Annotated in this window: 6 protein-coding genes; 4 read left to right on the top strand and 2 right to left on the bottom strand. The window is 63.4% G+C overall.

All coding sequences use genetic code 11. The features are described 5' to 3' along the window. Positions 1-5: 5 nt before the first annotated feature. A complete protein-coding gene (gene pepN, locus EI983_RS12435; RefSeq protein ID WP_157707701.1) occupies positions 6-2,558 on the bottom strand; it encodes an aminopeptidase N in 2,553 nt (850 codons plus the stop codon). A gap of 111 nt (positions 2,559-2,669) precedes the next feature. On the opposite strand from pepN, the gene EI983_RS12430 reads away from it, so the two are divergent. From EI983_RS12430 to EI983_RS12415, 4 genes are all read left to right on the top strand, one after another. Next, positions 2,670-2,882, top strand: coding sequence for a hypothetical protein (locus EI983_RS12430; RefSeq protein WP_157707700.1), 213 nt, complete (start codon positions 2,670-2,672; stop codon positions 2,880-2,882). A gap of 377 nt (positions 2,883-3,259) precedes the next feature. Then, positions 3,260-3,421: a DUF2256 domain-containing protein gene (locus EI983_RS12425; RefSeq protein WP_157707699.1), complete on the top strand. Its 162-nt coding sequence runs from the start codon at positions 3,260-3,262 to the stop codon at positions 3,419-3,421. 86 nt (positions 3,422-3,507) lie between these two features. Continuing rightward, a complete protein-coding gene (locus EI983_RS12420; protein WP_157707698.1) occupies positions 3,508-4,284 on the top strand; it encodes a gamma-glutamyl-gamma-aminobutyrate hydrolase family protein in 777 nt (258 codons plus the stop codon). Between the two features lie 4 nt (positions 4,285-4,288). Further along, a complete protein-coding gene (locus tag EI983_RS12415) occupies positions 4,289-4,972 on the top strand; it encodes a M50 family metallopeptidase (RefSeq protein ID WP_246162159.1) in 684 nt (227 codons plus the stop codon). A 40-nt stretch (positions 4,973-5,012) separates the two neighbouring features. Here EI983_RS12415 and EI983_RS12410 read toward each other — a convergent pair whose 3' ends face one another. Then, the gene (locus tag EI983_RS12410; protein WP_157707696.1) at positions 5,013-14,396 is read right to left on the bottom strand and encodes a Hint domain-containing protein; all 9,384 of its coding nucleotides are present in this window, start codon (positions 14,394-14,396) and stop codon (positions 5,013-5,015) included. Positions 14,397-14,581 lie beyond the last annotated feature (185 nt).

Below are 14,581 nucleotides of genomic sequence, written 5' to 3'. Positions count from 1 at the left end.
AGGCCTCACCCCTCCAGGATTCTCGTGACCATTTCCGTGGTGTCGCGGCTCAGATCGGGGGTGGCCAGAATACGCTCCAGCGCCGCTTTGACCTTGGCCTGCCGCCCCTCGTCATAGCGCCGCCAGGTCTCGAACTGGCTGCACATCCGCGCTGTGGTCTGCGGGTTCAGCGCATCAAGCCTGATCAGCCAATCGGCCAACAGAGCATAGCCCTTGCCGCTGGCGTGGTGGAAGGCCGCGGGCGACATCGCCAGCGCGCCCAGCGTGGCGCGGAAGCGGTTGGGGTTTTTCATGCTGAAATCCTGATGCTGGGTGAGGGACGCCGCCACATCCGCCGCCTCGGCGGGGTCCGCGTGGATCACCTGCATCGAGAACCACTTGTCGATCACCAGACGATCGTTCTGCCATTGCTCGTAGAAGGCGCGCACAGCTTCCTCGCCCTTGCCCGCCTCCAGCAGGCAGGAGAACGCGGCAAGCTGCTGGGTCATGTTGTCGGCGCTGTCATATTGCCGCTGCGCCTGAGCACCGCCATCCAGCCGCGTGATCATCCCAAGGGCGGCATTGGCCAGCGCCCGCGCCCCGGCCTGCGCGGCGCTGGGCTCAAACGGCTCGGTCACCTGGAACTCTGCATAAAGCTTGGCGGTGATGTCCTGCATATGCTCCGCGCGGGTCTGGCGCAGGGTCTCCAGCGCCTCCCAGATGGCTTGGGGGTCAGGTGTGTCGCCTGCGTCGTGCAGGCTTTGCGCCAGTTCCTCCTGGCCGGGCAGCCCGAGCGCCAGCGCCCGAAACGCCGGGTCCAGCGCGCTGTCGCGCGCCATCGTTGCAACCGCGTCGAGATAGCCCTGATCAGGGGCGGCCCCTTCGCGGATCATCGCAAGCAGACCGTCCCGCGCCAGAGCGCGCCCCGCCTCCCATTTGTTGAACGGGTCGGTGTCATGCGCCAGCAGGAAGGCGCGCTCGGCATTGTCGCTTTCCCGCTCCAGGATCACCGGCGCGGAAAAGCCCCGCAGGATCGACGGCACGGGCCGGGCGCTTAACCCGTCGAAGGAAAAGCTCTGCCTGGCCTCGGTCATCTCCAGCACGGTGGTCGGCATCACCTCGTCGCCATTTGGGTTCAGCAGCCCCACGGCGATGGGGATCACCCGCGGGTCTTTCGCCTCCTGCCCCGGCGTGGGCGGTGTTTTCTGTTCGAAATGCAGCGTATAGGTGCCGTCTGCGAATTCTTCGGTCACGCTCAGACGGGGCGTGCCCGCCTGGCTGTACCAGCGTTTGAACTGGCTCAGGTCGCGGCCCGTTGTGTCCTCGAACACCTTGAGCCAGTCCTCGATCGTGGCGGCATCCCCATCATGGCGCTCAAAGTACAACTCCAGCGCCTTGTCATAGGCTTCATCCCCCACCAGCGTCTTGAGCATCCCGATCAGTTCGGCGCCCTTCTCATAGACCGTGGCGGTGTAGAAGTTGTTGATCTCGACAAAGCTCTCGGGCCGCACCGGATGCGCCAGCGGGCCGTTATCTTCGCGGAACTGCCGCGCACGCAGCATGATCACATCGCTGATCCGCTTCACCGGCGCGCTGCGCATGTCTGAGGTGAACTGACTGTCGCGATAGACGGTCAGCCCTTCCTTCAGGCAGAGCTGAAACCAGTCGCGGCAGGTGATCCGGTTGCCGGTCCAGTTGTGAAAGTACTCATGCGCGATGATCGCCTCGATCCGCTCGTAATTTCCATCGGTGCTGGTTTCGGGGCTGGCCAGAACGCAGGAGGAGTTGAAGATGTTCAGCCCCTTGTTCTCCATCGCACCCATGTTGAAATCATCCACCGCGACGATGTTGAAGATATCGAGGTCATATTCACGCCCATAAACCTCTTCATCCCAGCGCATGCTGTCTTTCAATGCCTGCATCCCGAAGGCGCATTTGCCTTCGTCGCCGGGGCGTACCCAGATGTTCAGCTCCACATCGCTACCCGAGGCAGTGGTGAAGCGGTCCGGGTGGTTCACCAGATCGCCCGCCACCAGCGCAAAGAGATAGGCGGGCTTGGGCCAGGGGTCATGCCACTCGGCAAAGCCGTTGCCGGTATCCCCCGGATTGCCGTTGGACAGCATCACCGGCATCTCGCCCTCGATGCGCACATCGAACACGGCCATCACATCGGGCCGGTCCGGGTAATAGGTGATCTTGCGAAATCCTTCCGCCTCGCATTGGGTGCAATACATGCCGTTCGACATGTAAAGACCCTCCAGCGCGGTGTTGTCCTCCGGTGCGATCTCCACCTCCGCCTCCCACAGGAACGGCCCCTCCGGCACGTCGCAGCGCAGGCCGCCCGGCACCATCTGCGGGGTTACCTCCGCGCCATTGATCCGTGCGCGGATCAGCTTCAGCTCTTCGCCATGCAAAAAGAAGTCATGCTCAGCCGCATCAGGGTTGGGCCGAAAGGCGATCCGGCTCAGCACACGCGTGGCCTTCGGGTCCAGGCGGAAGGTCAGCTGCACCCGGTCGATGACAAACCCGAATGCCGTGTAATCTGCCAGATAGATCGTCTCCGGAGCCGTGTCCTTCATCGCATCACCCTGTTCAAATGGAATTTTTGCACTAGTTCGCTACTTAGGTCCGAACGTCCGCAGCGGCAATGGTCTGCGGATTCGAAATACGAGCGGAAAGGAGACTAACTGATGTCAGCACCTGACACGAATGTCGAAAAACAGACAAAACGCCATAAGGGGCCGCTTACGGGAATGCCCGCCGCGATTGTGCTTGCCGTTGTTGCAATCGTGGGCGCGATCGCGTGGATTAACTTCACCGGCATCGAAGATGAGGTCGATACTGGCGTGACGACCTCAACTGAGGCGCAAGGCGGCACATCCGGTGCCACGGCGACTGAATAAGCACCAGTTTAATTTTCCTCACTTGAGGCCGCAAACCCCCGCGCCACTGCGCGGGGGTTTGCCGTCACGATGCTTTGTGATCTCGGTTCTGGCGGCCTTCATGCTTGCCGAGAAGTATCAGAGGATCACATGCTCTGAGCTGTGATCAGGACCATATGCCATAGCTGTGAACTGGCGGATCGCGATCCGGGTCGCACTGGCGATCCGACGACATCCGCGGCCGTTTCACCTGTCGATTTCTTCGCGGTCGAGCCACCGGGTTCAGGCTATGCGCCGATAAAGGAACTGATCGTTCCCAGCGGCTGGACTCTGCGCAGCCCGATCCCTTATCGGCCGGACTGTCATTTGTCCCTCTCAAGGCTACATGACTATGCACCATGCCAAAACAGCGCCGCAAATCCGATCTGCCGCAAAAGACCTGCGCCGCCTGTGGCCGTCCTTTCACCTGGCGGCGCAAATGGGCGCGTGTGTGGGAAGAGGTGCGCTATTGCTCCGATGCCTGCCGCCGCAGCCGCCCGCGCCGCCCCGGTTCTGCATAGCCGCACCAGCGCCTGTGCGGAGATGAGTATTTCCTTGTCGGCATTATGATTATATTCAGAGACAGACCCGTAAGATGAGGCCCAGTATGACCCGCCCCGTGATTGGCATTATCGGCAATTCCTACGAGCTGGAGGATCGCTATCCGGTCCATGCCGGCGGCACGATGAATTCCGAGGCGGTGGCGGCGGTGGCGGGCTGTATCCCCTTCATTGTCCCCTCCGATCCGCGGTTCGTTTCGGTCAAGGAGTTGCTGGACACCTGTGACGGTTTCCTGCTGACCGGCGGGCGGCCCAATGTGCATCCCGAGGAATATGGCGAGACACCGACCGAGGCGCATGGTGCCTTCGACCGCGCGCGGGATGCGATCACCCTGCCGCTGGTGCGCGCCTGCGTCGAGCGCGGGCAGCCATTCTTCGGCATTTGCCGCGGCTTTCAGGAGGTGAACGTGGCCTTGGGCGGTACGCTGCACCCGGAAATCCGCGATCTGCCGGGCCGTGACAATCACCGCATGCCCCCGGATGGCACGCTGGAGGAATGCTTTGCCCTGCGCCATCATGTGACGTTTACAGAAGGCGGGGTGTTTCACCGTCTGATCGGTGCGCAGGAGGTGCTGACCAACACGCTGCACGGGCAGGGGGTCGTCCGCCCGGGCCGCGACATCGTGATCGACGGGCACGCCCCCGACGGCACGCCCGAGGCGATTTATGTGCGCGGCGCGCCGGGTTTCACCCTCTCGGTGCAGTGGCACCCCGAATGGAACGCGACGCGCGACCCGGTCAGCCGGCCCTTGTTCGAGGCGTTCGGCGATGCCGCGCGCGCCTGGGCCACGGGCGAGGCCCCTCCGGTGCTGCGCTCGGCCTGAGCGCGTGACTGCCTTCTTCAGGGGCCACTGGCAGCTTCTGGCGCTGACCGCACTTGTCTTCGCGCTCTGGACAACGCCGGTGGTGCTGCCGCTCAAGATCCTCGTGGTGGTGCTGCATGAGCTGGCTCATGGCGCAGCGGCGGTTCTGACCGGCGGTGAGCTTGTCGAGATCGACATCACCCAGGCGCAGGGCGGTCACGCCATCACCCGCGGCGGCAGCCGGTTTGCGATCCTCACGGCGGGCTATCTCGGTTCTCTCCTGCTGGGTGTGGCGCTTTTTCTGGCCGCCTTGCGCACCCGCGCCGACAAGGTGGTGGCCACTTGCTTCGGCCTGCTCCTGCTGAGTGTTACGGCGCTTTATATCCGCACGCCTTTCGCCATTTTCTTCTGCGCCGGGGCAGGGGCGGGGTTGCTCGCCATGGCGCGTTATCTGAGCCATGACGTGAATGACATGGTGCTGCGTATCATCGGCCTCAGCTCGATGATCTATGTGCCATATGACATTTTCGACGACACCATCGCGCGTGCCGGCACCGCCATGTCAGACGCGGCGATGCTGGCGCAGGAATTTGGCGGGCCGACGGTGATGTGGGGCGGGCTCTGGCTGATCCTGAGCCTTGCCGTCATCGCCGCTTGCCTGCGCGCGGGACTGCGCCGCCCGAGCAATCTGAGCTTCGGGCGGGGCTAGTGATGGCGCGGTGCGTGTAAACACGCACCCTACGGGAACGTCACCCGTTCCTTTCCGCGTCCATCAGCAAGAGCGCCTCGTGCTTCTTCAGGCAGGTGCGTGCCGTCTCGCGATGCCGGCCGCCCGCCGTGCGCAGCTCCGGGAAAAGGGCGAACAGCTCGTCGCGCGCCGCCTCGCTCACCGCGCCCAGCCCCATATCGCCGGCATGGAAGCTCTCGGTCGCGATCCCCGAGGCATAGATCACCTCATGGCGGTCGAACATGATGTGGATATAGGTGACCTCCTCCTGCTCGACGACGGTCACGTCCTTGCCATCCACCAGATGTTTCGCGGCCACCAGCACCTCGCTTTCGCCGAACAATAGCTCTGCGCGGTAGCCGGTGAACAGGATCCGGTGCTGCGGCGAGACCAGCAGCGCCTCGCGTCCGCTATCGGCCACCGACGGCGAGATCCGGATCGGGGCGAAATCACCCTCTGCCTTCACCGTCCGCTTGCCGATCCAGCGGATCGGGCGCAGCCCGTTGTCGCGTGTGACCACCATGTCGCCGACCTGCAGTGTTTCCACCGCGCGCTCGCCATGGCTGGTCAGGATCTGCGCGCCGGGGGTGAAGCAGATGATGTTCTCGATCTCGTCGAAAGTGACCAACGTGCCGTCGGCCATGGTGAAGCTGCCGGCCAACCCGCCCGCGGCATCGTCGGTATTGGTGAAGGTGATATCCGAATAGGACACATCCGGCCCGAGATAGAGCGTATCGCCAGTGGTCTCGTCGCCCTCACCGCCGACGATGCTGATCGTGCCTGCGCCCGCCTCGCTGTAATCGGCCAGATAGAACGTATCGTCGCCATCACCGCCGATCCCGGTATCGTTCTGGCCCAGCGTGATCACGTCATCGCCGGTGCCACCGATCAGGCTGTCATTGCCCAGGATCCCTTCGAGCGTGTCATTGCCCGCGCCGCCATCCAGCGTGTCATGCCCGGTGGAGGTGAAGCCTCCTCCGGTGAGCACGTCATTGCCGGCCTCGCCAAAGACGAGATCCGCGCCGATCGATGCCGTGACCGTATCATCGCCATTGCCGGCATAGACCGTGTCATCGCCATTCTCCGACATGATGACGTCATTGCCGTCGCCGCCAAGGATCGTGTCATTGCCGGTGCCGCCCAGGATCGTGTCGTCGCCTGTGCCGCCCTCGACGCTGTCATCGCCGACGCCCGCATGGATGCTGTCATTGCCACCATAGCCATAGATCGTGTCGTTCAGGCCATCGGTGCCATCGATCTGATCGCCCTGCGCATCGGTGAAACCGATGCCCATGCTGTCGGCGCCCGCGGTGCCATCCACCGGGCCGACTGACGGGATGCCGATCGCCTGCAGCTCGGTATCGCTGTCGACCTGGCTGGGAAGGACCCCCACCAGCGTGATGCTCTCCCCACCCGGGAAGGTCAGGGTCGCATCGCCCGTGCCGTCGCCGTTGGTGTCGGTCACCGTCACATCCGACACGTTGACCGGGAAGCCGCCCGCATTGGTCAGCCCGCTGACATCAAGCTGGTCATTCGTGCTGCCATCGCCGCTGTCGGTCATGTCGAAGCCGCTGACCGTGTCGGACCCGCCGCCATCAGCCAGCACGACCGTGTCGCGCCCGGCACCCAGAACGATATTCTCGATCTCGGTGAAACCTGCCGTTGCCGTGCCGTCCGAGACGGTCCCGGTCTCCGGGTTGGCATTGCTCAGATCGACAGTCACGCCGGTCGTCGTATCACTCAGATCCAGCGTGTCTCCGCTGGTCTCGGCCCCTTCGCCACCGGTGATCGTGTCGTTGCCGAACCCATCGGCCAGGGTGAAGCGGTCATCGCCGTCGCCGCCCTGAAGCGCATCGTCCCCGGTTCCGCCACTGATCGTGTCGTTGCCCTGATCGCCCTGGATCTGGTCGGCCCCTGCGCCGCCCGAAATATTGTCGGCCCCGGCACCGCCCGAGATCGTGTCGTTGCCGTCACCCCCGTCCAGAATATCGGCTCCACCGCCGCCCAAGAGGCTGTCGTTGCCCGCGTCCCCAAAGACCGTGTCGTTGCCGAAATTGCCGATCAGCGTGTCGCCGCCAATGCCGCCATGCAGCTCGTCATCGCCATCCTGACCATCCAGGCTGTCATTGCCCGCCTCGCCATAAAGCGTGTCGCTCTCGACCGAGAAGCCGCCCACGAGCGTGTCATCGCCATCGCCGCCGAACAGGCTGTCGCGGCCCAGATCGCCATCGAGCCAGTCATTGCCGGCATCGCCGCGGATCGTGTCATTGCCATACCAGCCATGCAGGTCGTCATTGCCGACCCCGCCTTCGATGCTGTCATTGCCGTCGCCGCCATGAGCGTGGTCGGCCCCGTCGCCGCCCAGAAGCGTGTCATCACCCGCTTCGCCGCGCAGGCTGTCATCGCCGATCCCGCCTTCGAGCGTATCCGCGCCGTCGCCGCCAAAGAGAGAGTCGTTTCCGGCCTCGCCAAGCAGGCTGTCATTCCCGGCCTCACCAAGGATGGAGTCGTTACCCGCCCCGCCGAGCACGGTGTCATTGCCCGATTGCGCATAAACCTGGTCATCGCCATCACCCGCGAGAACGGAGTCATTGCCCAGACCGCTATCGATGGTGTCATTGCCGCCCAGGGCCTGCACCACATCATCATTGGTGCCCGCAAGGTTGTCCGCAGCGTCGACCTTGTCGCCATCGGGGTCGCCATTGTAACCGGCATTGATGACTTCGCCCGCGTTGGTGCCCTCGACGATGTAATCGGGCACGCGTGGAATACCGATCGCTTCCAGCTCGAGCGCGCTGTCCAGCAGGCTCGGCGCCACGCCGATCAGGGTGATGCTCTCGCCGCCCGGGAAGGTCAGCACCGCGTTGCCGCTGCCATCGTCGGTGACGGTGACATCCGCCGTGGTGACAGGTGTTGTGCCGCCATCGCTGGTCAGGCCCGACACGTCCAGCTGGTCGTTGGTCGTGCCATCGCCACTGTCGGCCATATCGAAGGCCTGCACGGTGTCGGCGCCCGAGCCATCGGCCAGCACCACGGTGTCGCGGCCGCCGCCCAGCACGATGTTCTCGATCTGGCTGAAGCTGGCCGTCGACGTGCCGTCGCTGACCGTTCCGGCCTCGGGGTCGGCGCTGGTCAGATCAACGGTCACACCCGTGGAGGTCGCGCTCAGATCCAGCGTGTCGCCGTTGGTTTCACCGGTTTCGCCGCCAAAGATTGTATCGGCGCCAAACCCATCTTCCAGCACAAACCAGTCGTCACCTGCCTGGCCCTCAAGGCTGTCAGCACCAGTTCCACCCGCGATCGTATCATTGCCGCTGCCGGCCCAGACGGAATCGTTTCCGGACCCACCTGAAATCAGCTGATCGCCTGTTCCAGTCTCAATGTAATCATTGCCGGAGCCACCGTCGATTGTCGCGTCGCCGACCCAGAGTTCTATGTAGTCATCGCCAGCACCGCCGTCTATCGACGTGCCCGCGGCTGTCAGCGTGCCCCAACCACCGAAATAGAGTGTGTCGCCGAATGCCGAGCCCGTGACGGTATCCGCCCCACCGAGGTTGTCGAAGATCGAGACACCGCCTGCCGAACCCGAGGCGTCATAGACATCGTTTGTGCCGCCGGGATCCGTCGGACCCGTCTGGAAGGTCACCACATTGTCCATGTCGGTGAAGGTTGTGGTGTTCACGCCATCGGTGACGATACCGTCGCCGCTGTCGGTGAAGGTATAGGTCAGGCTGGATGTTGCATTGCTGGCATCCAGATCGTCGCGGCTGCTGGCGTCGCCGACGATCGTGTCGTTTCCTGCCGACAGCATCACAGTGTCGCTGCCGCTACCGGAATAGATCAGGTCGTCACCAGCACCACCGTCAATAGTGTCGGAGCCGCCGTAACCATAAATCGTGTCGTTCAGGCCATCGGCCCCGTCAATCTGGTCGCCTTGGGCATCGGTATAGCCCGGACCCATGTTGTTGTTGAACGCGTTTCCGTCGACAGGGCCCACTGCGGGAATGCCCATCGCTTCGAGTTGGGTAAAGCTGCTGACTTCGCCGGGAAGAACACCGACCAGCGTGATGCTTTCGCCGTTCGGAAAGGTCAGGATCGCATCGCCCGTGCCGTCCCCGTTGGTGTCGGTGACGGTCACATCCGCCACATTGACCGGGTTGCCGCCCGCATCCGTCAGGCCCGACACGTCCAACTGGTCGTTGGTCGTGCCGTCGCCACTGTCGGCCATATCGAAGGCCTGGACCGTGTCGGCGCCCGAGCCATCGGCCAGCACCACGGTGTCGCGGCCGCCGCCCAGCACGATGTTCTCGATCTGGCTGAAGGTGGCGGTCGAGGTGCCGTCGCTGACAGTACCCGCCTCAGGGTTAGCCGAGGTCAGGTCAATCGTGGTGTCGGTCGTGACCGCGCTCAGATCAAGCGTATCGTTATCGAGACCGGTCGAAACATTTTCGCCGCCGACAATAGTGTCGTTGCCGAAATTGTCTTCGAGAATGATCACGTCGCCATCGGCGTGTGCATAGATCAGGTCATCGCCCGTGCCGCCGAGGATCGTGTCCTCGCCTCCGGAAGCACGGACCGTGTCGTTCCCCGCCCCGAGATCGACATAGTCCGCCGATCCGTCGGTAGACGCGCCAATGTCGGCGACGATCTCGTCATCGCCATCGCCGCCGATCAGGGTGTCGGATCCGCGACCTGAGTCGATATAGTCGTTGCCTGCCCCGCCGTCGATATAGGCGCTGTCCGACGTGTTCGTGGTCCAGTTATAGATAGTGTCATCGAAGCTCGAACCGGTGACGGTATGATCGCCGGACCAGGTATTGTACTGGATCGACTGGCCCGCGCCCGACGCATCCAGCACGTTCGATGCGCCATAGGCATCAAACTCGTAGAGATTGGTCAGGTGGAGGTCATAGGTGCCATCACCCGAATAGGCATTCTGACCGTCGATGAATGTCAGGTTCCAGTTCTCGTCAATCGCGACATAGCCGTTGCCGGTTGTCGTCGATACGGTATCGTTGCCGATGTCGCCCTGCAGATAGACCGCCTCGACATCGATGATAAGGTCATCGCCGCCGCCACTGGTTATCGTTGCGCGGTCATAGCCGTCACCACCCAGGATCGTATCGTTGCCAAGGCCGTCGGTGATGCGGTCTGCGCCTGCGCCCCCGTCGATCAGGTCATCACCTGCACCGCCGGCAATCGTGTCATTGCCGTCGTAGCCATAGATCGTGTCATTCAGGCCATCGGCGCCATCAATGATATCGCCTTCGGCATCGGTGTAGCCGACTGGCATATTGTCGCTGCCTGACGTGCCATCCACAATTTCGGTGCCCGGAATACCGATCGATTCCAGCTCGAGCGCGCTGTCCACCTGGCTCGGGGGCACGCCGATCAGGGTGATGCTTTCGCCGCCCGGGAAGGTCAGCACCGCGTTGCCGCTGCCGTCATCGGTGACCGTAACATCGCCGGTATTGACGGGCGTTGTGCCGCCATCCGAGGTCAGCCCGCTGACATCGAGCTGGTCCATGGTCGTACCATCGCCCGAGTCGGTCATGTCGAAGTCGATCACCCGGTCCGCGCCGGACCCATCGGCAAGGATGATGGTCTCACGCGCGCCGCCAAGCTGGATATTCTCGATATCCGAGAAGCTGGCCGTGGCGGTCCCGTTCGACACGGTTCCCGCTTCGGGATCGGCGCTGGTCAGATCAATCGTGGTGGGGGTTGTGGTGTTTATCTCCAGGCTGTCGCCGACCGTTTCGTTCGAGCTCCAGCCGTTGATCGTGTCATTGCCGAAATTGTCGTTCAGGGTGAATGTGTCATCCCCGCCGCCGCCGAACATGCTGTCGTCGCCGGTGCCGCCATCCAGAAGATCGCCGCCATCGCCCGCTCTCAGGTCGTCATTGCCGGCACCGCCAATCAGCGTGTCCGCACCTGTGTCATTGCCGCCCAGCAGGGTGTCGTGGCCATCGCCGCCTTCAAGCAGGTCGGCCCCGTCGGCCCCGTCCATGTAGTCGTTGCCGGTGCCGCCATAGAGGCTGTCGTCACCAAGCCAGCCTTCCATGCTGTCATTGCCCGCATCGCCCTGCAGGATGTCATTGCCGACCCCGCCATAGACGCTGTCATTGCCGTCGCCACCCTGCACCAGGTCATTGCCGGTGCTGCCCGTGACCCAGTCATCGCCGACACCGCCCGAAACCGTGTCGTCGCCGCCGCCACCCGAGAGGCTGTCGGCCCCGGCATTGCCTTCAACGATGTCACTGCCGTCCTGACCGTCAAGCGTATCGTTGCCGTCGCCGCCAAGAATCGAGTCGTTGCCGGTGCCACCGAAGGCCCGGTCATTGCCGATCCCGCCGTTGATCGAGTCGTTGCCGGCCTCGCCATAGAGCTCGTCATCGCCCTCTTCGCCCTTGACCCAGTCATCCTGAGCGCCCGCAAAGATCGTGTCGTTGCCGGTGCCGCCATCGAGCGTGTCATTGCCCACGTCGCCGATGATCTGGTCGTTGCCGCCTTCGCCGAGGATCAGGTCGGCACCGCCCGTGGCAAAGACGTCGTCACCATCGAGCGTGTCGTGGCCATCACCGCCGAACAGCGTGTCGGCCCCGTCCGCACCGAAGAAGGAATCGTCACCATCGCCGCCAAGCAGGCTGTCATTGCCCGCCCCGCCATAGACGGTATCGTTGCCGGTGCCTGCCTCGACCGTGTCATTGCCGGCCCCGGCATCGACCACATCGTTCCCGCCAAAGGCCTGAACCAGGTCGTCATTGGTGCCCGCCAGGTTGTCTGCGGCGTCGATCCTGTCGCCCTCGGGGTCGCCAAGATACCCTGCGTTGATCGTGTCGGCGCCGGTCGTGCCCTCGACGATATAGTCGGGGATGCGCGGAATGCCGATCGATTCAAGCTCGAACGCCGTGTCGACCTCGCTCGGGGCCACACCGATCAGGGTGATGGTCTCGCCCCCGGGGAAGGTCAGAACGGCATTGCCGCTACCGTCATCGGTGACCGTCACGTCGCCGGTATGGACCGGCGTGGTGCCGCCATCCGAGGTCAGCGCGCTCACATCGAGCTGATCGACCGTGGTGCCATCGCCGCTGTCGGCCATGTCGAAATCGGTGACCGTGTCGCTGCCCGACCCGTCGGCCAGCACGATGGTATCGCGCCCCGTGCCGCCTGAGATCGTGTCATTTCCGACACCGCCGATCAGGGTGTCGTTGCCCGCGAAACCATCGATGCTGTCATTGCCCCAGCCCCCATCGAGCAAGTCGCCGGACGTGTCGGTCGGTGCATCCGGCAAAAGGTAGTCGGCATCGACCCGATTGGCGACCAGCCCCGAGTTGTCGAGGTTCACGGTATCGAGCGAAATCGACTGGATCGGCTTCGACGTCAGCAATGCGTTGTCCGCATTGTTCGAAAATTCCGGCATCAGGAACACTTCGCCGGTGGTGGTCTGGATCACCACCGCTGTGAACGTTCCGCTGGTCCCGTCGGTGAAGGTCACCGTGGCGTCATACACCTGGGTGCTGTCGACCAGGTAATCGACCCCGCCGACCGTCAGAGTTTCAGGGGTCGCGCCGACGTCGTTATCGGCCAGAGTGTTGTCTAAATTGGTGTCGTTGGCCGTGGCGGTCTGGAAATTGTTGAAAAGTTCCGCGCCGGGTCCGCCATAGTTGCCCAGCAGATCGCCCGCGTTTTCCGACACACTGTCGGTTTCGTCCGGGTCAACATCGGCGAAGGTGCCGAGGTTGATCACCGTATAGGTGCTGCCTACCGTGCTCGTGCCGCCTATGCCGCTGCCTGTGGCGGGGTTCTCGGCGCCCGAGATCGTGTCGTCGCCGCCGCTGCCATAGACCGAGTCCGAACCGAGCCCGCCAAAGACGATATCGTCTCCGCTGCCGGCATGAACCATATCGTCGCCGCTGCCTGCATCGACCGAGTCATTGCCCTCGCCTGACCAGACGGAGTCATTCCCGGCCCCGGCGCGCACGCTGTCCTGCTCGCCGCCGCCCAGGGCGTCGTCATTCTCGATCCAGTCGCCGTCGGCATCGACATAGAACTGGCCCATGATGTCGTCGCCGGACGTGCCTTCGACGATATAGTTGTTGCTCAGGACGTTGACGTTTTCGATCTGCGAGAAGCTCAGCGACGTGCCGTCATTGAAAAACACGGTCCCGCTTTCGGCGCCGGAATAGCTGATAGAGGCCACGTCCGAGACATTCAGCACATCGCTGTCGACACCGCCTTCGCCGCCGACAATGGTGTCCCCGCCCGAGCCCCAAATGCTGTCTGCCCCGTCGCCGCCGTTGATCAGGTCGGCCCCGTCGCCGCCGGTCAGGATGTCGTTGCCAGCATCGCCCGAGATCGTGTCATTGCCTGCGTGACCGACGATCCGGTCCCTTTCTGTCCCGCCGCTGATGCTGTCATTGCCCCAGCCGCCATCCAGCCAGTCTTCGCCGGACTGGCCCAGGATCGAATCGTCGCCCGAGCCCGCCATGACCAGGTCGGCACCGGCGCCCGCTTCGATCGTGTCGTTGCCTGCGTCTTCCCAGCCGCCTTCGATCTGATCCGCGCCGTCGCCGCCGACAAGATAATCCGCTCCGGCGCCGCCATCGATGAAATCGTCCCCGGCATCGCCAAAGACGGTGTCGGCCCCGGCCCCGGAATAGATCGTGTCCGCACCGGTGCCGCCATCGACCGTATCGTCGCCCGCGCCGGAGAGAACGACATCGTTGCCCGCCCCGGCCAGAACGATATCGCTGTCCGAGCCGTCCGAATGATCGCCATTGTCGATCCGGTCGCCCTCGGGATCGCCGGTGTAAAGCACGTCGATCATGTCGTCGCCGCCGGTGCCCGATACCGTGTAATCCGGCGCGGCAGGCACGGTGAAGCTGAAATCGGTGATCCCCGAGCCGCCCGATTGCGCCCCTTCCGGGCCGGCATCGTAGATCAGGGTCAACTCAGAGATCGGCCCGCTCAGCGAGACGCTGATGTCATTGGCGGTGGTGCCCGCCGAGTTGATCGACACCGACCCGTCCGGGTTGGTGATGATGAACTCATCCTGCACATTGCCAAGTCCGGCAATGACCTCCGCCGCCGAGAGAAGATTGCCGTTCTCGTCATAGGCATAGATCGTCCAGTAATCGTCCCAGGTCGGCTCCTGGCCATTGACGTGGTTGAGCGAGAAGGCGAGGTTTTCAACCGGATTGGAAAAGCTGTAGCTGGCGGTGATCGGCTCGGTGACGAAGGCCGCGCCAAACTCCGACACCCCGGTGCCATTCGCGGTTGCGTCCCATGCGTCGGCTGTAAACGTGCCGGTCACGGTGGTCGAGTTGCCCCCCTCCGACACCGTCGTGGTTCCAGACTCGGCGAAGCCACTGCCCCCGATCCAGACCGCATTGTCCAAAACTGCCATTACTCACACTCCGGTCATCGTTCGGGGAACGTCCCCAACTCGTGTACGTTGACGCCCGTCGCGCTGATTCCCGCTTCAGCTCGCTCAAGGCGCAATTTTCCAAGAAAAAGGTTAATTTGCGGCTGAGGCTTTATTTTGATGGGGCGCGACAAATCCAAGGCAGGGTGCCGAAATTTTGCATAAAA

The organism is Roseovarius faecimaris (assembly GCF_009762325.1).
Taxonomy (GTDB): Bacteria; Pseudomonadota; Alphaproteobacteria; order Rhodobacterales; family Rhodobacteraceae; genus Roseovarius; species Roseovarius faecimaris.
Note: the sequence above shows the minus strand (reverse complement) of the source record. Positions and strands in the feature narration are given on the sequence as shown.